Annotated in this window: 14 protein-coding genes and 1 other RNA gene; 3 read left to right on the top strand and 12 right to left on the bottom strand. The window is 37.0% G+C overall.

Features of this window, described 5'->3' with window-relative positions:
• The first annotated feature begins 94 nt into the window (after positions 1-94).
• Positions 95-492: a transfer-messenger RNA gene (ssrA, locus tag EGM47_RS11740) on the top strand.
• A 331-nt stretch (positions 493-823) separates the two neighbouring features.
• A complete protein-coding gene (locus EGM47_RS11735) occupies positions 824-1,927 on the top strand; it encodes an NAD(P)-dependent alcohol dehydrogenase (RefSeq protein WP_124981016.1) in 1,104 nt (367 codons plus the stop codon).
• Positions 1,928-2,294: 367 nt separating this feature from the next.
• On the opposite strand, the gene EGM47_RS11730 is transcribed toward EGM47_RS11735, so the two are convergent.
• The 3 genes from EGM47_RS11730 to EGM47_RS11720 all read right to left on the bottom strand — a co-directional run bounded on the left by EGM47_RS11730 (position 2,295) and on the right by EGM47_RS11720 (position 4,858).
• Entirely contained in the window at positions 2,295-2,477 is a 183-nt protein-coding gene (locus EGM47_RS11730; RefSeq protein ID WP_124981015.1) for a hypothetical protein, read from the bottom strand.
• A 78-nt stretch (positions 2,478-2,555) separates the two neighbouring features.
• On the bottom strand, positions 2,556-3,290 hold the full coding sequence (locus EGM47_RS11725) for a hypothetical protein (RefSeq protein ID WP_124981014.1): 735 nt from the start codon (positions 3,288-3,290) through the stop codon (positions 2,556-2,558).
• Positions 3,291-3,847: 557 nt separating this feature from the next.
• A complete protein-coding gene (locus EGM47_RS11720) occupies positions 3,848-4,858 on the bottom strand; it encodes a helix-turn-helix transcriptional regulator (protein WP_124981013.1) in 1,011 nt (336 codons plus the stop codon).
• 182 nt (positions 4,859-5,040) lie between these two features.
• On the opposite strand from EGM47_RS11720, the gene EGM47_RS11715 reads away from it, so the two are divergent.
• The gene (locus tag EGM47_RS11715; RefSeq protein WP_124981012.1) at positions 5,041-6,435 is read left to right on the top strand and encodes an RtcB family protein; all 1,395 of its coding nucleotides are present in this window, start codon (positions 5,041-5,043) and stop codon (positions 6,433-6,435) included.
• Between the two features lie 449 nt (positions 6,436-6,884).
• Here the strand turns inward: EGM47_RS11715 and EGM47_RS11710 are convergent, their stop codons facing one another.
• The 9 genes from EGM47_RS11710 to EGM47_RS11670 form a co-directional block, all read right to left on the bottom strand.
• Positions 6,885-7,865 carry an amidohydrolase family protein gene (locus EGM47_RS11710; protein WP_164510876.1) on the bottom strand — a complete coding sequence of 327 codons (981 nt, stop codon included), beginning with the start codon at positions 7,863-7,865 and terminating at the stop codon, positions 6,885-6,887.
• A gap of 498 nt (positions 7,866-8,363) precedes the next feature.
• Positions 8,364-9,176: a hypothetical protein gene (locus EGM47_RS11705; RefSeq protein ID WP_124981010.1), complete on the bottom strand. Its 813-nt coding sequence runs from the start codon at positions 9,174-9,176 to the stop codon at positions 8,364-8,366.
• A gap of 14 nt (positions 9,177-9,190) precedes the next feature.
• Entirely contained in the window at positions 9,191-9,787 is a 597-nt protein-coding gene (locus tag EGM47_RS11700) for an N-acetylmuramoyl-L-alanine amidase (RefSeq protein ID WP_124981009.1), read from the bottom strand.
• 17 nt (positions 9,788-9,804) lie between these two features.
• On the bottom strand, positions 9,805-10,122 hold the full coding sequence (locus EGM47_RS11695; protein ID WP_124981008.1) for a hypothetical protein: 318 nt from the start codon (positions 10,120-10,122) through the stop codon (positions 9,805-9,807).
• Positions 10,119-10,397, bottom strand: coding sequence for a hypothetical protein (locus EGM47_RS11690; protein ID WP_124981007.1), 279 nt, complete (start codon positions 10,395-10,397; stop codon positions 10,119-10,121). The genes EGM47_RS11695 and EGM47_RS11690 overlap by 4 nt, the downstream gene beginning before the upstream one ends.
• On the bottom strand, positions 10,394-11,983 hold the full coding sequence (locus tag EGM47_RS11685; RefSeq protein WP_124981006.1) for a T9SS type A sorting domain-containing protein: 1,590 nt from the start codon (positions 11,981-11,983) through the stop codon (positions 10,394-10,396). The genes EGM47_RS11690 and EGM47_RS11685 overlap by 4 nt, the downstream gene beginning before the upstream one ends.
• 11 nt (positions 11,984-11,994) lie before the next feature.
• Positions 11,995-12,627 (bottom strand): hypothetical protein, encoded by a 633-nt coding sequence (locus tag EGM47_RS11680; RefSeq protein ID WP_124981005.1) that lies wholly within the window; start codon positions 12,625-12,627, stop codon positions 11,995-11,997.
• Positions 12,628-12,857: 230 nt separating this feature from the next.
• Positions 12,858-13,928 (bottom strand): LamG-like jellyroll fold domain-containing protein, encoded by a 1,071-nt coding sequence (locus EGM47_RS11675; RefSeq protein WP_124981004.1) that lies wholly within the window; start codon positions 13,926-13,928, stop codon positions 12,858-12,860.
• A gap of 77 nt (positions 13,929-14,005) precedes the next feature.
• Positions 14,006-15,076, bottom strand: coding sequence for a LamG domain-containing protein (locus tag EGM47_RS11670; RefSeq protein ID WP_124981003.1), 1,071 nt, complete (start codon positions 15,074-15,076; stop codon positions 14,006-14,008).
• Position 15,077 lies beyond the last annotated feature (1 nt).

The following is a 15,077-nucleotide window of genomic DNA, read 5'->3' as shown; positions in this document are numbered from 1 at the left end:
GGCATGGTTTTTAGGATATAATCGGTGCGAGAATATTATCTTTGCGATGTGAAGGAAAGCCTGTTTTAGTAGGGGTAGATCTGGATCAAACCATGGGGTCGACTGGTTTTGACAGCGGGTCCGAGTTGGTTGTAAGCATGTAGAGCGCTGGGAAACAGCTCTTAAATCTCATTTTTCATCTTTTTTAAACGGCGAGAATAACTACGCCCTAGCAGCATAATCTGAATTATAGTAAGATATGCCTCGGTCTGTTAGACAGACATGCAGGAAGTTCCTCAAAGGCCTTGGTTTACGGCATTTGATTTAGGGACTTCGTAAAAGTAAACCTATCTGTTGTAGGGCCTTGATGCAACGGAGACATTTGATGGAGGACAAGCGTTGTTTTGGTAGTTTCTGACCGGTGCAACGACTGAAATTAAACGGAAACTAAACATGTAGAAAGCGATGAATTCGCCTGTTTGGACGAGAGTTCGATTCTCTCCGACTCCACTTCAAAAACCCACTGGGCGCGCCCAGTGGGTTTTTTTGTGCAGATCGGGAGAATCCGGCCAGCGCGCCAACTCGCCCACTGCTGCCGCAGCGTCGTTCTCCGACTCCACATAGGCAGTAGGGCCATTTTCTCGGGCTTCGGTGAAGCTCTACCAAACTTCCAAATGCGAAGCTCAATGCAATGCGAATAGCTCAATAGAACATTATTCATATTTGTAATTACTTAAGGAATCCTTAGCAAGCTTTTAGGATGTTGCAGTTCGAAAACAAGCTAACTTACTTCCTCTAACCAAGTAAGATTGGAGCAAACTAATAATATCTTAAAACAAACACTATGAAAGCCAAAGTTGCCATTGTACAAGAAGCCGGAGCCGAATTCACAATGAAAGAGGTCAACATTTCGGAACCATCAGCTCATGAAATACTCATTAAGGTAGTGGCAACGGGTCTTTGTCATACCGACGTCGCCGTTAAAAATGGAGATTTACCTACTAATTACCCTGTGGTGTTGGGACATGAAGGTGCTGGCGTGGTCGAGAAGGTTGGGTCTCATGTCCATGATATACAAAAAGGAGATCATGTGGTTCTGTCCTACGGTTCTTGCGGGAATTGCAGACCTTGTCAAGAAGGAGATCCTGCCTATTGCGAGGATTTTAATCCTCTTAATTTTATGAATGAACGTCAAGGTGGATCAGATCCTGTTTTTGATTCGGGAGAAGAGCAGCTCAACGGAGCCTTTTTTCAACAATCCTCTTTTGGGACCTATGCACTGGCCCACCATCGCAATGTAGTGAAAATCAGCAAGGAGGTTGATTTAAAGTTAATGGGACCATTGGGATGCGGAATTCAAACTGGGGCAGGAACAGTAATGAACACTCTCAATCCAAATCCTGGGAGTTCGCTAGCGGTGTTTGGGGTAGGTTCTGTCGGACTTTCTGCCATCATGGCGGCCAAAAATGCAGGTTGTGCGCAGATTCTTGCCGTAGATATCAATCCCGACCGACTCCAACTGGCCAAAAAATTGGGCGCCACGCATACCGTCAACAGTGAAAAGGCAGATGATCCCGTGGAGGCGATCATGAAAATAGTCCCTCACGGATTGGATTATGGCGTCGAGGCTTCTGGGGTAAAAGAGGTGGCAGAAATGGCGTTTAATGCGCTCGCCCAACGTGGTACGCTGGCAGTAGTAGGAGCGCCTCCTGGCGGTACTGATTATGCCTTTGATGCCAACGACCTGATTCTTTCGGGTAGAAAGGTGATCGGTGTAGTGGAAGGTGATGCCATCGTCAAGGTGTACATCCCACGACTTATTGAACTATTTGAGCAAGGCCGTTTTCCTTTTGACAAATTGGTAAGTTTTTACCCGTTTGAAGATATCAATAAAGCGCTCCACGACATGCACGATGGTAAGGTGATCAAGCCTATCTTGACGATGTAAGATCGGTATATGAATCTGGATTTTTTATAAAGAGCCGCAATCCAAACAGCTTTTTTGGTTGAGAATCGATAGAGGTTGTATGGAACCGCTTTCGCGAAAGCGAATAAAATACAATAGATTAGAGAATAGAGGTCAGGATAATGGAAACCCTAGGCAACAGCAAAGTTTTGGTGATGCTAAGTTCAGATCAATTCCAGACGACCAGGATCATGTACTAATCCTACTTAAGGCTGGTCTGCTTATCTTGATACGAGCAACTGGTAAGGGTTTCAGTTTTCTTAAGCTGTTAAGGATAAATTCGTTACATTAAATTTTGATAAAAAAGTCAGCGTTCAAAGAATTATTTCCTGAACGCTTCAGAACGGGGTCATGTCTGTAACGTCCTTAAAATAAAGGGATTGATTTTGTTCATGGCTTGAAGACCAGTTCTGGCATAGCCTTGTCCAAAAACAGGATGAGTTGAAAGCGATGGTGTGATGGTTTTTTCTACGGCCTGATCTTGAAATATTTTTGATGCCTGTACAGTAATAATATTATTTGAACACTGCATCAATAAAAACTGGCATGGTCCAAACGGATCATACCAGTTGTTGTTATTAGTAAATGCAGCTATAGAGCTACCAAACAATTATTTTAATTTTCGATTGGCTTTTTTGGCCAAGCGGTCTATCTTTTTGTTCATGTCCTCGATCAGCTCTATGGTAGCATCTTTACACATGGGTAAAATCTTTTCGGAAGACATGACCGGAATACCACCTACCATGACAGCCTTTTTCTTAGAACCTGCCAATTCATGGAATTGGAAAATACTTTTGTTGTCCTTAGAAAATAAGTCTACGTTCACAACAGCCTGAATACTGTAATATCCTAGTTTGCCAATTCCGGTCTTATTAAATCGATAGTTCAATCGCACGATCATGACCGCATCAGCGCCTAGGGCTTCAGCAATAGGCTTGAGTTTCTTGATCTCATATCCGCTTCCATAATTAGGAATGACCTTATAACCATCGACAGCAATATAATTGGCTTGCCCGCCAATGTTCTTGGTATCACCCAATCTAGGCTTATAATTTTGATATTCGGGAAGCGACAGTACTTGTTCCTGCGGGATCAACTCAAAGTCAAATTCATCGACATAGCTGGCAAAAAACTGATCAAAAAACTCCTGCAGAGGTTCTGACAAATTAAAATTTGGATCATTACTCATTTCGGTGTTTTGGGCGATAAAGTTGACGCTCGGATCTACTGCAGACAGGTCAATTACTTTATCGGCGTAAAAACTGACCACAGCCACTTTCTTTTTTTGGGCCGCAGCAGAAAACACGACTACGGAAAATACTAAAATGGAAATTATTTTTTTCATTTGGTTGTTGGATTAGGCGAATAAGATAAGGAATCGAAACGATTTGTAGGATGACTCGTGCCACGCGATATCAATGCTTTGGAAAAGTAAAAGAGGAATCCTTGTTGCCGATGTCGGATATTGAAATTAGAAGAAGATCATTGAAACAAGTTTTTAATGTTGAAATAGATAAAGACATCAAGGAATGCGAAAACCCACCACCTCAAAGAAATTAATAGCTTTTAATTTGTAATATTTCTTTACCATCCCAGCATCCACCAAATAGGTATAGCATACTTTAGCATTATCAACATTTTATCTTTCTTGGAATGATAAATTGTAAGGGTTTCTATCGCAATAGTTCTTCGTATCCTTATTGGTTAGTAGGATATGTGTTAGAGTAGTAGATGTATAACTGAGTTATCTTATATAGAGAAGCAAAAAAAGCTAGCTAAAAAACGTTATGGGAAAATATAGAAATTCAAATAGGGCTTTTGCTAATTCTTTGGGGGTGACTTCCTGAACTTATATCACCGTTGTGCTCATAGTGATAGTTTTTGATTATGGTTTTAATTATCTCAACAGTATAGCTTCTGCGCTTTCCTAAACTTTTCGCGCATTCTGCGCCTTAACTGTTTAGGCGCTAAAACTTCTAGTGTTTCTCCAAAACCTAACAGTAAACGCTCCAACTCATAATTCAGATGCACGTGAATTTGAAAGGTCGTACTACCATCGCTGTGTTCTTCTAATATCATCTGACTTTCATGAAAAGGCTTGGTTACCACATAGGGAGCATTTGTTCGATTTACTTTAAATACCACATCATGTAATTCTCTATTTGAAAGGACGGTTACACCTATGGTATGCCTGTAAAATGAATCTGCATCGAGATGTGCAGCTTTATAGTCAGAATGCAGATCATAGTCAATGCCTAAGATTCGATCCAGTGCCAAAGTCAAAATTTTGCCATTCTCATCTCTGATACCCACTAGAAACCACCTATTGTTATATTCCTTCAATAATTGCGGATGAAATTTAATGGTAGAAGGCACCTGGGCTTTAAATGACTGATACAGAATATTAATCACAACCTCTTTCAAAATTGCTTGGTACAATTCGTCCAGTAGTTCTAATCCTCTAAGATTGGTATTTTTATCTAAATGTATTACTGCGGCTTTGTGATGTCGCTGAGTATGTATCTTATCCTCCAATTTCTGAAAGACTCCTTTAAATTCATCGAATAGAGAAAAATCTTGAAATTGCTTCAGCATATCCATGGTCTCTGACAGCACACTCATGTCATTCTCGGTTAGTGGTATATTGGTTATACTATAATCAGGATCAGAATACCGGTAATATTTCTTTTCATATACCTCTATGGGTGCATTATAACCTAACGCATCTCCTCTCATATGCTGCAGGTCGAGCTGTATCGTGCGCTTACTCACATTTACATCCTTTCCCGCTAGATCATACAGGGCATCGCTACAAGCGTCGATGAGATCATCAAGCGTCCAGTCGCGCATATTATTTTGGAGACATCGATCGATGGTTTTATATCGTATCAGTGCATTTTTATTCAGTGCCATAAGTTCAATTCTATCGAAATCTAACATTAAAATCTTTCTACGCAAAAAGATTGCGCAGTAGATAACAAATATTTGTGTAGAGTTAGTAGGGAAGTATATTCTTTGTGGTTTCTACTTCTCTAAGTGGTGGCTCCGTCAACCAGAGGAGTGGGCGGAGCTTTTAATCAAGTAAAGATAAGACGATGAAAACAGAAACAACAATTACAGGAAAAGATTTGATAGATATGGGTTTCCCACCTGGGAAATGGTTCAGAAAAGCCATCGACCATATCAATGAAAATCAGCTTTCGACAACTGAGATAGAAAACTATTTGGACCAGTTCAGGTTGCCAGATCCTCAACCACTATTTGATGTGCCTGTTTTTTATAATTTGAACATCAGCGCTTCTAATGAATTGGAAGAAGAAAATATCGCCAAAGTCAAAGAAACCATGGATGCGGTTATGCGCACACCCACGGTAGTCGGTGGGTCTGTGATGCCAGATGCCTGCCCGGCAGGACCTGTAGGAACTATTCCCGTAGGTGGTGTTGTAGCGGCTAAAAATGCAATTCATCCTGGTATGCATAGTGCAGATATTTGTTGCTCAGTCATGTTGACGGACTTCGGTCAAGCGGATCCTAAGGTAATTCTGGATGCTGCGCATTCCGTGACGCATTTTGGTCCGGGTGGGCGTCCTCGTGGGCAGCAATTCCAAATGCCAGAAGCCTTGATGGAAGCTTTTAAAACGAATGAATTTCTTTGGGATGAAAAATCCATCTCTGTCGCTCGCGAACATTTGGGTACTCAAGGAGATGGAAATCATTTCTTGTTTGTCGGCAAGTCCGAACAAACTGGCAATACGATGATGATCACACACCATGGCTCTAGAGGTCCTGGAGCACGATTGTACAGTAAAGGTATGGCTACCGCAGCACGCTTTAAGGAATTGCTTTCGCCAGAAACCTTGCGTCAAAACGCTTGGATCCCTTTTGATACAGAAGAAGGACAAGACTATTGGAATGCCTTACAGGTCATCCGTGATTGGACAAAGTTGAATCACGAGTTGATCCATGACGAGGTAGCCAAAAAAGCAAGTGCTACTAAGGAAAATAGGTTTTGGAATGAGCATAATTTTGTGTTTAAGGATGGAGATATCTTCTACCATGCCAAAGGTGCGACACCGCTGGACAGCAAGTTCATGCCAGACATCACGGGACCTCGATTGATTCCTTTGAACATGTCTGAGCCTGTGTTGATTGTTCAAGGAGAAACAACGACCACTAACTTAGGCTTTGCACCTCATGGGGCTGGTAGAAATATGAGCAGATCCCAACACAAACGTAATTTGGCGCACCTGACAAAAGAAGAAATCTTTGCGGAAGAAACCAAAGGACTAGATATTCGTTTCTACTCAAACGAAATTGATATTTCAGAGCTTCCTAGTGCCTACAAGGATGCAGACAACGTACGTGAGCAAATGCAAGAATTCAACCTCGGTCAGGTATTGGATAAGGTAATGCCCTATGGATGCATCATGGCCGGTAACTGGAAAAAAAATGCCCCTTGGAAGAAAAAGAAACGCCACCGCAGAAATTAGGCTCAAGAGTCCGCTAGAGATAGTGGGCTTTTTGGTTGACGTATAAGAAATTCTTTAGACTTACATCCTTATCAGTTTCGAGAGTATTGACCTTTGAAGATGCTTGTAACACTTTCGCGAAAGCGATAAGGTGAGTTTCCTGACTTAGATTAAAGTGAATGCTTGATTAATAACATCTTTAAAGGCTTCTAAATGATCTTCAATTAACTTTTTGCTACTAGCTTTAAAATTGGTCTCATACCAAAGTTCAAATTGAACAATTTCTGTAAAGTCCTCGGCGTTAAAAATACCATAGTTCTGAAATGTCTTGCGCAGAGGAAAATGCTTATGCTCATTGAATAGTTTATTTCCCAAAAAGTCAATAAATCGAGAAGCGTGAGCTGTCAGAATGTTTTATTCAAATTGTAATTCAAAATCTTTATTTGGAATAGTAAAGTAGTCTACAGTATCTAAAATTTTGTCTTCAAAAAATTTTCTGGATTTATTGAAGCCACCTTTTTAAATCTTTCTTCACCTAATTCAGCTCTAATGGTATGATACAATCGCTTTTCCGTGCCTTTTTGAGCGACTACATAAAAATCTGTTCCAAATAATATTTTGTGTCCTACTCTATTATCATCAATGAGCAATTTGAGTAATTCAAAGTTATTCTTGTTGTATAGCATGAAACTCATATCAGCATATACATTGTCGTAAGTGGCCATCAAATCATAAATAATGCTTAGCCAGCTTGCACTATCCCAAATCTTTTGGACATTAGTGTACGCAGTTGCTTTACCAATGTTTTCTTTATTGAACAAATTGTTGTTGTAAGTTTCATAGATATCTTCAAAGTACCTATCCCACTCAGCGGAACCACCAAAATGTGCTAAACAAATTTTTAGTTGGGAAAAATCAACTTGATCTCCAAAATATTCAGTTGCCTTTTTAGGATCTAATAAACATTTGTAATTTAAAGGATGAGTGAAGTTTTTAGTGAAATCATGATTAGCTCGTTGTGGTAATTTTAAAGGTTCGGATTGAGCGTTAACTTTTAAAATAGGATGATGATTCCATTCATTTTTGTTATTTAGGTGAGCATGTTCATCAGAATTTCTTGTCTTGGATCCTCTATAATATATCGTCCCTTCAATACAATGCGTCATTATGGGTATGTCATATCTTATACAATATTCATATAATGACTTGAATCTTTTATCAAAGGGATAAAAACCTAAAGCAGGATATAATTTCACTCCAGAAAACTTTTTACTTGAAAACCTATCCATCAAATAAGTTAGAAATGATTTGTCCTCTTGCAATCTTCTAGGATCAATACCTGGAAATACATGTATTTGATTTTTCTTGTTTTCCTTTAAATTAATTAATTCTTTAAGCTGTTCCTTGTATGGTATACGGATTGAACCAGCACCCATATATTCCATGTCCATGGCTAATACGACGAACGAAAAATAGTTCGGATAAGATCTAGTTAAAACTTCAAAAATCTTAGACTGATCAATATAAGTAGCGAATCTCGCAATTCCCATGTACCTTATTAGCCCTTCTTTGGTCCTATGACCAAAGAAGGGGTTTAATACAAATTTTGTGACTCTTAAAACAAATTTGAATACAAAGCTGACAATTCCATGAATTAACAGGTACAACCAAAACAATATGATGGTTAGCCTTAAAACATCCAAAAATCTATTCCAAATCTTACTTATTTTAGGATATCTCCCATATTTGAGTTGTCCTGCAATTCCATCTTTTCGTATGCTTAAGTTCGTGTATAACCAATTAAGGACTGAGACGTTAAATATATAAGCGAACAATAAAGGGATCATCTTTCGCCCTACAAACCTTGGCACATGATCTATAGTAAATATATGAGTATGGCAATTGTAATACTGGGGCTTGGAAACTTGCTTTTCTGAACTCATTGCACTCTAGTCGTCAAGAAAGTCTATGGCAGCTCTTTTATCATCACGACTTGGTCTTTCATTTTCATTGGCAATCCCCATTTTTAAATAAAATCCTGTGATAATATCAATATTGTATTTACCTGCAGCATTTGATATAGCTTCCTGTAAAGAATTTCTGCTTATGATGTTTCTAGCCGCAACTATTACTGAGCGAGCATCCCTGTAAATATCGTTATTGATCTCGTCGCTAACATAAACTTGAAAAGGCTCTGGCTTCAACTCTTCGTGATTGTCTGCCATATATCGCCTGACCTTTTCAGCTGCTTCTAGAATTTTGTTATAGCTATCAAAGTTGAATTCTGCTGGACCTGGTAGCGATTTTAATATACTGGGTTTGCTGATACCAATCCCATTAATTTCATATTCTACCTTAGCTAAACCTAATTCTGCCGCGGCAGCGATTGCACCAAATTTGAAATCTGCATTACTTTTTATTTCGCTTACTTTAAGCAGCACTCTCAGTCCTGCCCCCCATCTAGTTCCATAAATTTTACCGCCGATTGGAGTGCTCGTAATTTTATCGGTATACAGCATAGCTTCATAGCTCAAAACGAAGGATTTGAAGCTTCCATTAACACTCCCTAAAGCAATACCTAGTTTAGCAGCGGTCTGAATATTTAGTGTTTTCTGCATTACCTTGAATTGAGAAAAAGGATTATCTCCTTCTTCTAATTGAAGTGGTTTTAATTCATGAGCATTGTCTTCCAACGACAAGGAATAAAAAGACCCATCCTCTTTTAAAAGTGGGTTGATTGGTTGCCATTCTAAATTTGCCATAGGTTTGATTAGTTTTAAATGAATATTTCTTTTTGAATTCTTAAAATTGAGTTAACGTGATAATTGACTATTTTTTGTCTACCTGATCTTGTATAGAGGATACTTTTAAATTCTTCAAGATTATCCATAAAGAAGCTTTCTGTTAAGACCGCTGGCATTTTAGTACGAGTTAAAACATAAAAGCGTCTTTCCTTATCTAAATCGCCATCAGAAAAATCTGTACGCAAATGTCGATTGGGAAATTCTAATTTGAATTCTTCACCAAACACAGTAGCTATCTTATCACTTAATGTATCACCCGGCGAGGTGAAAATTTCACTACCTTGACCGCCACCAGCATTGCTATGAATACTTAAATAGAAACACTCATGACCTGCATATCTATTTGCCCTCTTAACTCTCGTCTCTAGACGAACATCCCAATACTCAGGGGCGATGTTAACAAACGGAATATTCTTTTTAGTAAGCTCCTCAATAATTCCTGCGGTAATAGCTCGATTAAACTCACCTTCATATATTATCCCATGGCTTCCATGGTCAAACCTTTTTCCTGGGGTTACATATTTACCATTGATTAGTGAACCATGGCCATTATCTAGAAGAACTACCATATTGAAATATTCTATTTTTAAAGGTTCTCTTTTATTTTAGGCAAAGATGTAGTAAGAGAGCGAATGATCAACGGAGCTGTAATTCCTACATGAAAGGCTAATAATCGATCATTAACTCCAAAGCCAGTCTTATCATTGAAGTAGATATAACCGATAACGCTACCCATAAAAACATATATCAAGACAGTGATATAAAAAGTAAGATCTTTGAAATCTATGCGAACTGCACTAGGCTGTTTAATTCTTTCTAATAAAGTCAATAATGGATACGCCAAGCCACCAAGCGCTGAAAGAATAACTCCTTCAGTGAATATATTTTTTATGATTTCGCTCATGTAATTTTGTTATTTATAGCGTTGAACAATCTATCTGTGAAAGCAGTTCTCTTTTTATATAATCTTCTTGTTGTTAACTTACGGTCACTATTCATCACTATGAGATCAGAATTCTCTATAATTTTGTCTAGATTCTCTGGAGAAATACTCAAGTCGTTAAATATTCTATTTTGATCTAACCAAAAACTCTCATCAACAACTCGTTGCTCTATATAAGTGGCAATAGCTTCGTCACTAAGGTCTGCTTTACTTAAACTTTTATCATCTTCTATCATTTGACAATTATTTTTTTGGTAGTAGAAATCAAATCACCTTTGAATTCAAGAAAATAAACAGAGGGATTTAGGCCTAATTCTTGAATATTAATGTTAGTAGTATTAGGTTCAAGTTTCAACAATTCTCTCCCTGACAAATCATGAATTGAAATAGATTGAATAGAGAGATCCGTTTTAAAATGTAGAATTTCAGATACAGGATTAGGGAACACTTCTACCTCATTAGGCTTAATGTCTGGACTGTTTAAAGCTGCTCCAGGAATGAGCACTTTGACAAGCCATGCATCAAAGAAAGTAGGTGTGAAACTATTACCAAAACCAGTTGCGAACAGGCTACCGTCATCTACTAATTTCATATCAAAAAATTCTGATATGCTAGCACTAGCATTTAGACTGAAATTATTAGGAGGTGCTGATCCCGAAGGGCCACCAAAAGTTGTGTCAACCGATCCGTCTGTATTTAATCTAAATAATAAACTATTATAGCCTGCCACTTGCGGTGTGGTTCGGTACATAACAATAAGCCTACCGTCAGGCTGAAAAACGACATCATTTGCAATATGGGTTGTACTAGGAACAAAAACATAATTATTGACACCATTAGAATTACTAGAAAAACTCGTGTCAATACTACCATCGGGATTTAAAACAGCTATATTAAGTTCTTGTTCACCAGAACTTGAAATTGTAGATGGATAAGTACCATAAACAACAATTTTTCCAGTGCTACTAATTTCTATTGATTTATCTAAATCAGCGTTAGGTATATTAACGGTTCCATTGGTCCCAAAACTTGGAATTACATTACCTGTAAAGTCATATTTCCGTATTACATTATTCAATACCTGAGTATTATTATCAAATTCTGCCATAGAAATTAAGAAAGTAGTTGAACTATCCTGTATTATAGCTTCTGAAACAAAGGACATAGAGGCACTACTAAATTCTATCAACCCATTTGTTCCAAAATTAGTGTCTAAATTGCCATTACTATCTAGTTTATAAAAAACATGATTTAAAATACCTCCTACCGCTATATAAGTATGTGATAATATATAACCGAAGTTATTTCCAAGGCACAACGTATTATAAAAACCGCCGGCATTCATAATTGCATTAGAAGGCCATGGAAGCACAGTCGAACCGCTATTTCCAAAAGTACTATCAAATGATCCATCTGCATTTAATCTTATCAGTGCAGGTCTGCTTTCAAATTGCAAATTTACAGCTAAGACGATTCTATCAGTTCCTGGTTCTAATGAAAAATCTCGTACACTTCTTACAACTACAGGAAGACCTAAGTTGTCTACATATCCATTGGTTCCAAAGTTGCTGCATCTTGTGCCATCTTGATTCAAACAGTAGATTTCATATCGTAAATTACCTATAAATGAAAATGTCTTTACTCCAAATAAAATAGTTCCGTCAGATTTTTTTAAAACACGTCTTCCTTCTTCATCATTACCACCAGTATTAATTAATTGTCTTCCAGAAGGTGAATTAAAATTTGTAGTGTCATAACTCTGAGCACTTACAAGCATATTAATAGATAAAATGCTAAATAGAAAGAAGACAACTGTTTTCATAATATTATAATTTAAGGTAATTGATAATGTAATTTAGCTTGAACACTCCAGTATCTAGTATCTGTTATATTTCCAATACCTCTACAACAGAAAACTAAAATCCTATCTTGATCTAAAATAAAATCGTTTAACAATACTTCATGTCGTTGCATATCATACATTTCGGTTGAATGTGGCAACAAATCAGTAGGTGGTAAAATGACTTGATTTTGAGCTTCAGCAGCACTATCATATCCAGAGGTATTGAAATTAGTCCCTTGACAGGATAACTGAATCTGAACACCTTCTACTTCAGTAACATTTACCCTACCAATAAATTCTAAATTCTTTAGTACTGAACCTGCCGGCAAATAACCAAAACCTATATGGTTCCAAAGAATACCAGGTGAGGCTCCGGTGCCGTGACTTTGATAATTATTTACCGTAGCCTGTCCGTAATATGCAAGGTGACTAACCCATCTTTTGTCTGGGTGTAAATAAAATCTACCAGAAAAATCAAGGTAACTTGGCACAGTAGGTACTTTTGTAGAAAGATCTTCATCTTGATGTAAAAAACTATCAAATAAATCTTCAAAATCGTTTTCCGTCGGTTTATAACCGTTTATAAAGGTATCTTTTAATTCCTGTTTTGTTTTCTTTGCCATGGCTTTATTTTTCTTGTAAACTATTCTAATTATAGTATATCCAGTGTATTTCGAAAGATTAAATCATTTATTAAACTCGTAATATTTTATCGAGGTTAAGTAAATATTTTTATTTATGCTTTCGAGAAAGCGAAATTATCATCATTATTTATGTTAAGATAGTCATCAATATTACCAAAATATAAACATCTTTTAATCAAAACGTTAAACCTTACTATTTTTTAACATTGTTAAAGTTGTTTATGATACATGTAAGCTACTTCATAATCTGTCAAATTCCTGTCATGATATCTTAATTCGTCAATTATACCAGCGCCATAATTTAAATTTTCATCATTCCCAACATGAGATATACTTGAATTGCTACTGTTAAAATTATACGCTCTATTAGAAACACCAACCTTTCTTCCATTGACATACAAATCTATAAATCCATTAGGTAAATAATTATAGACTATACTTGACCACTGATTGTTGATTAAGTTCTGTTCACCATTGCTGGTGATGAAATCAATAAACGATCCATCAAAAGCAATAAGGGTGTTCAATCCATTATTTCTCATGCTAGCTACACTTCTGTTGGAACCAGAAGCAAAAAAGATCTTATAGAAATTTTCCCCTGTTGCGTAATGCCAAAAAGAAATACTAAATGAACTTGGAAGACTTATAGCTGTTTGAAGTTGAGGACGTACTGAACTATCTACAAAGACAGCTTCACCCTTTATACCGGGTGAGAAGGTTAAACCTCCACCGCTGTCAGCATAATTATTACTTTTAATCTCAGTGATTATTTGCGAGGAGTTATTCTCGCAAGTCCAGTGATACAAACTATCATCAACAAATTCAGGCACTTTTTCTAAATTGCCATAAATCGCATATCTCTCATCACCATTGCTAGCATTAGATAATTTTTTAATCGTTACTACAGAAATAGTAGAAGTACTAAACATTTCAGTCTGCGGTAGATAATTATGATTATACAATAACTCTACTCCAGCTCCAGTAGTAAAAAAGACTTGACCTTGTTCGTTCCTATCAACAATGTTAGTTTCAAACCGTTCATTGAGCACCCCTACATCTATTTTTACAATTGTGTCTCCTGATACATTAAACTCAATATCAAAGTTTTTATCATCATCTGATAAAATATAAACCCCACCATTTCCCGTGATTTGTTTATTCAACTTATTCACTTCTGATAGATGGAGGTAACTATCTAGCAAGTCTGCAAAATCATCTTCTGTAGGTTTGTATCCGTTTACGAAAGTATCTTTTAACTCTTGTCTTGTTTTCTGTGCCATAATTATTTAAACTAATTTATTAGATTTAAATATGAATATTGTAGTCGATGTGACTGGAGTTTGTTTTATTTGATTATTTAAATTAATTGGTTATACATAAATTGGATTTCATAATCTAATAGGTTTCTATCGTAATAGCGAACTTCGTCCATCAATCCAACTCCATAAGCTTGTGTTCCAGAGTTACCTATGTGAGTTATTGGCTGTGAAATAAAGTCGTGATTTATGCTTTCCTGCGATACACCAATGTATTCTCCATTCACATAAACTTTAAAAAATCCATCACTTGAATAATTATAAACAATATGATACCAATTACCGACACTCAGAATATCAGATTTACCTGGTTCCAAATTAATAAACTTAAACCCTGAATTATATGCCATTAGCCTATTTTCACTGTTATTAGACAATAACATCGCATGTTGGTTGTTTTGCATTCCAAACAAGGTTTTATATTGACTTTGTGTATTTGGATAGTACCATACCGAAAGGGCGAATTCTCCAATTGGGGATATTGGATTTGTTAATGCTGGCTGCACTGTAGGATCTATAAAAACCCCACCATTTTTGACTCCTGCCATGAAAGTTAGGCCAACAGCAGTTGCATTATTTCCATTTTTAATATCCATTATAGTATTCCCAGAGCCATCTTCGCAATTCCAGTGGTACAAACTGTCATCAACAAACTCAGGCACTTTTTCTAAATTGCCATAAATCACATATCTCTCATCCCCATTGCTAGCGTTAGATAATTTTTTGATCGTTACTACAGATATAGTAGAAGCGCTAAACATCTCAGTCTGCGGTAGATAATTATGATTATACAATAAATCTACTCCAGTTCCAGTAGTAAAAAAGATTTGACCTTGTTCGTTACTATCAAAAATTGTGGTTTCAAACCCTTCATTGAGCACCCCTACATCTATTCTTAAAATTGTGTTTCCCGATACACTAAACTCAATATCAAATTTTTTATCATCATCTGATAAAATATAAACCCCTCCATTTCCCGTGATTTGTTTATTGATCTTATCCACCTCTGATAGTTGGAGGTAACTATCTAACAAGTCGGCAAAATCATTTTCTGTAGGTTTGTATCCGTTTACGAAAGTGTCTTTTAACTCTTGTCTTGTTTTCTGTGCCATA

Origin of the sequence: Nonlabens xiamenensis, from assembly GCF_003865345.1 — a bacterium.
In the GTDB taxonomy this organism is placed as follows: domain Bacteria; phylum Bacteroidota; class Bacteroidia; order Flavobacteriales; family Flavobacteriaceae; genus Nonlabens; species Nonlabens xiamenensis.
This window is presented reverse-complemented; position numbering and strand designations above follow the sequence as displayed.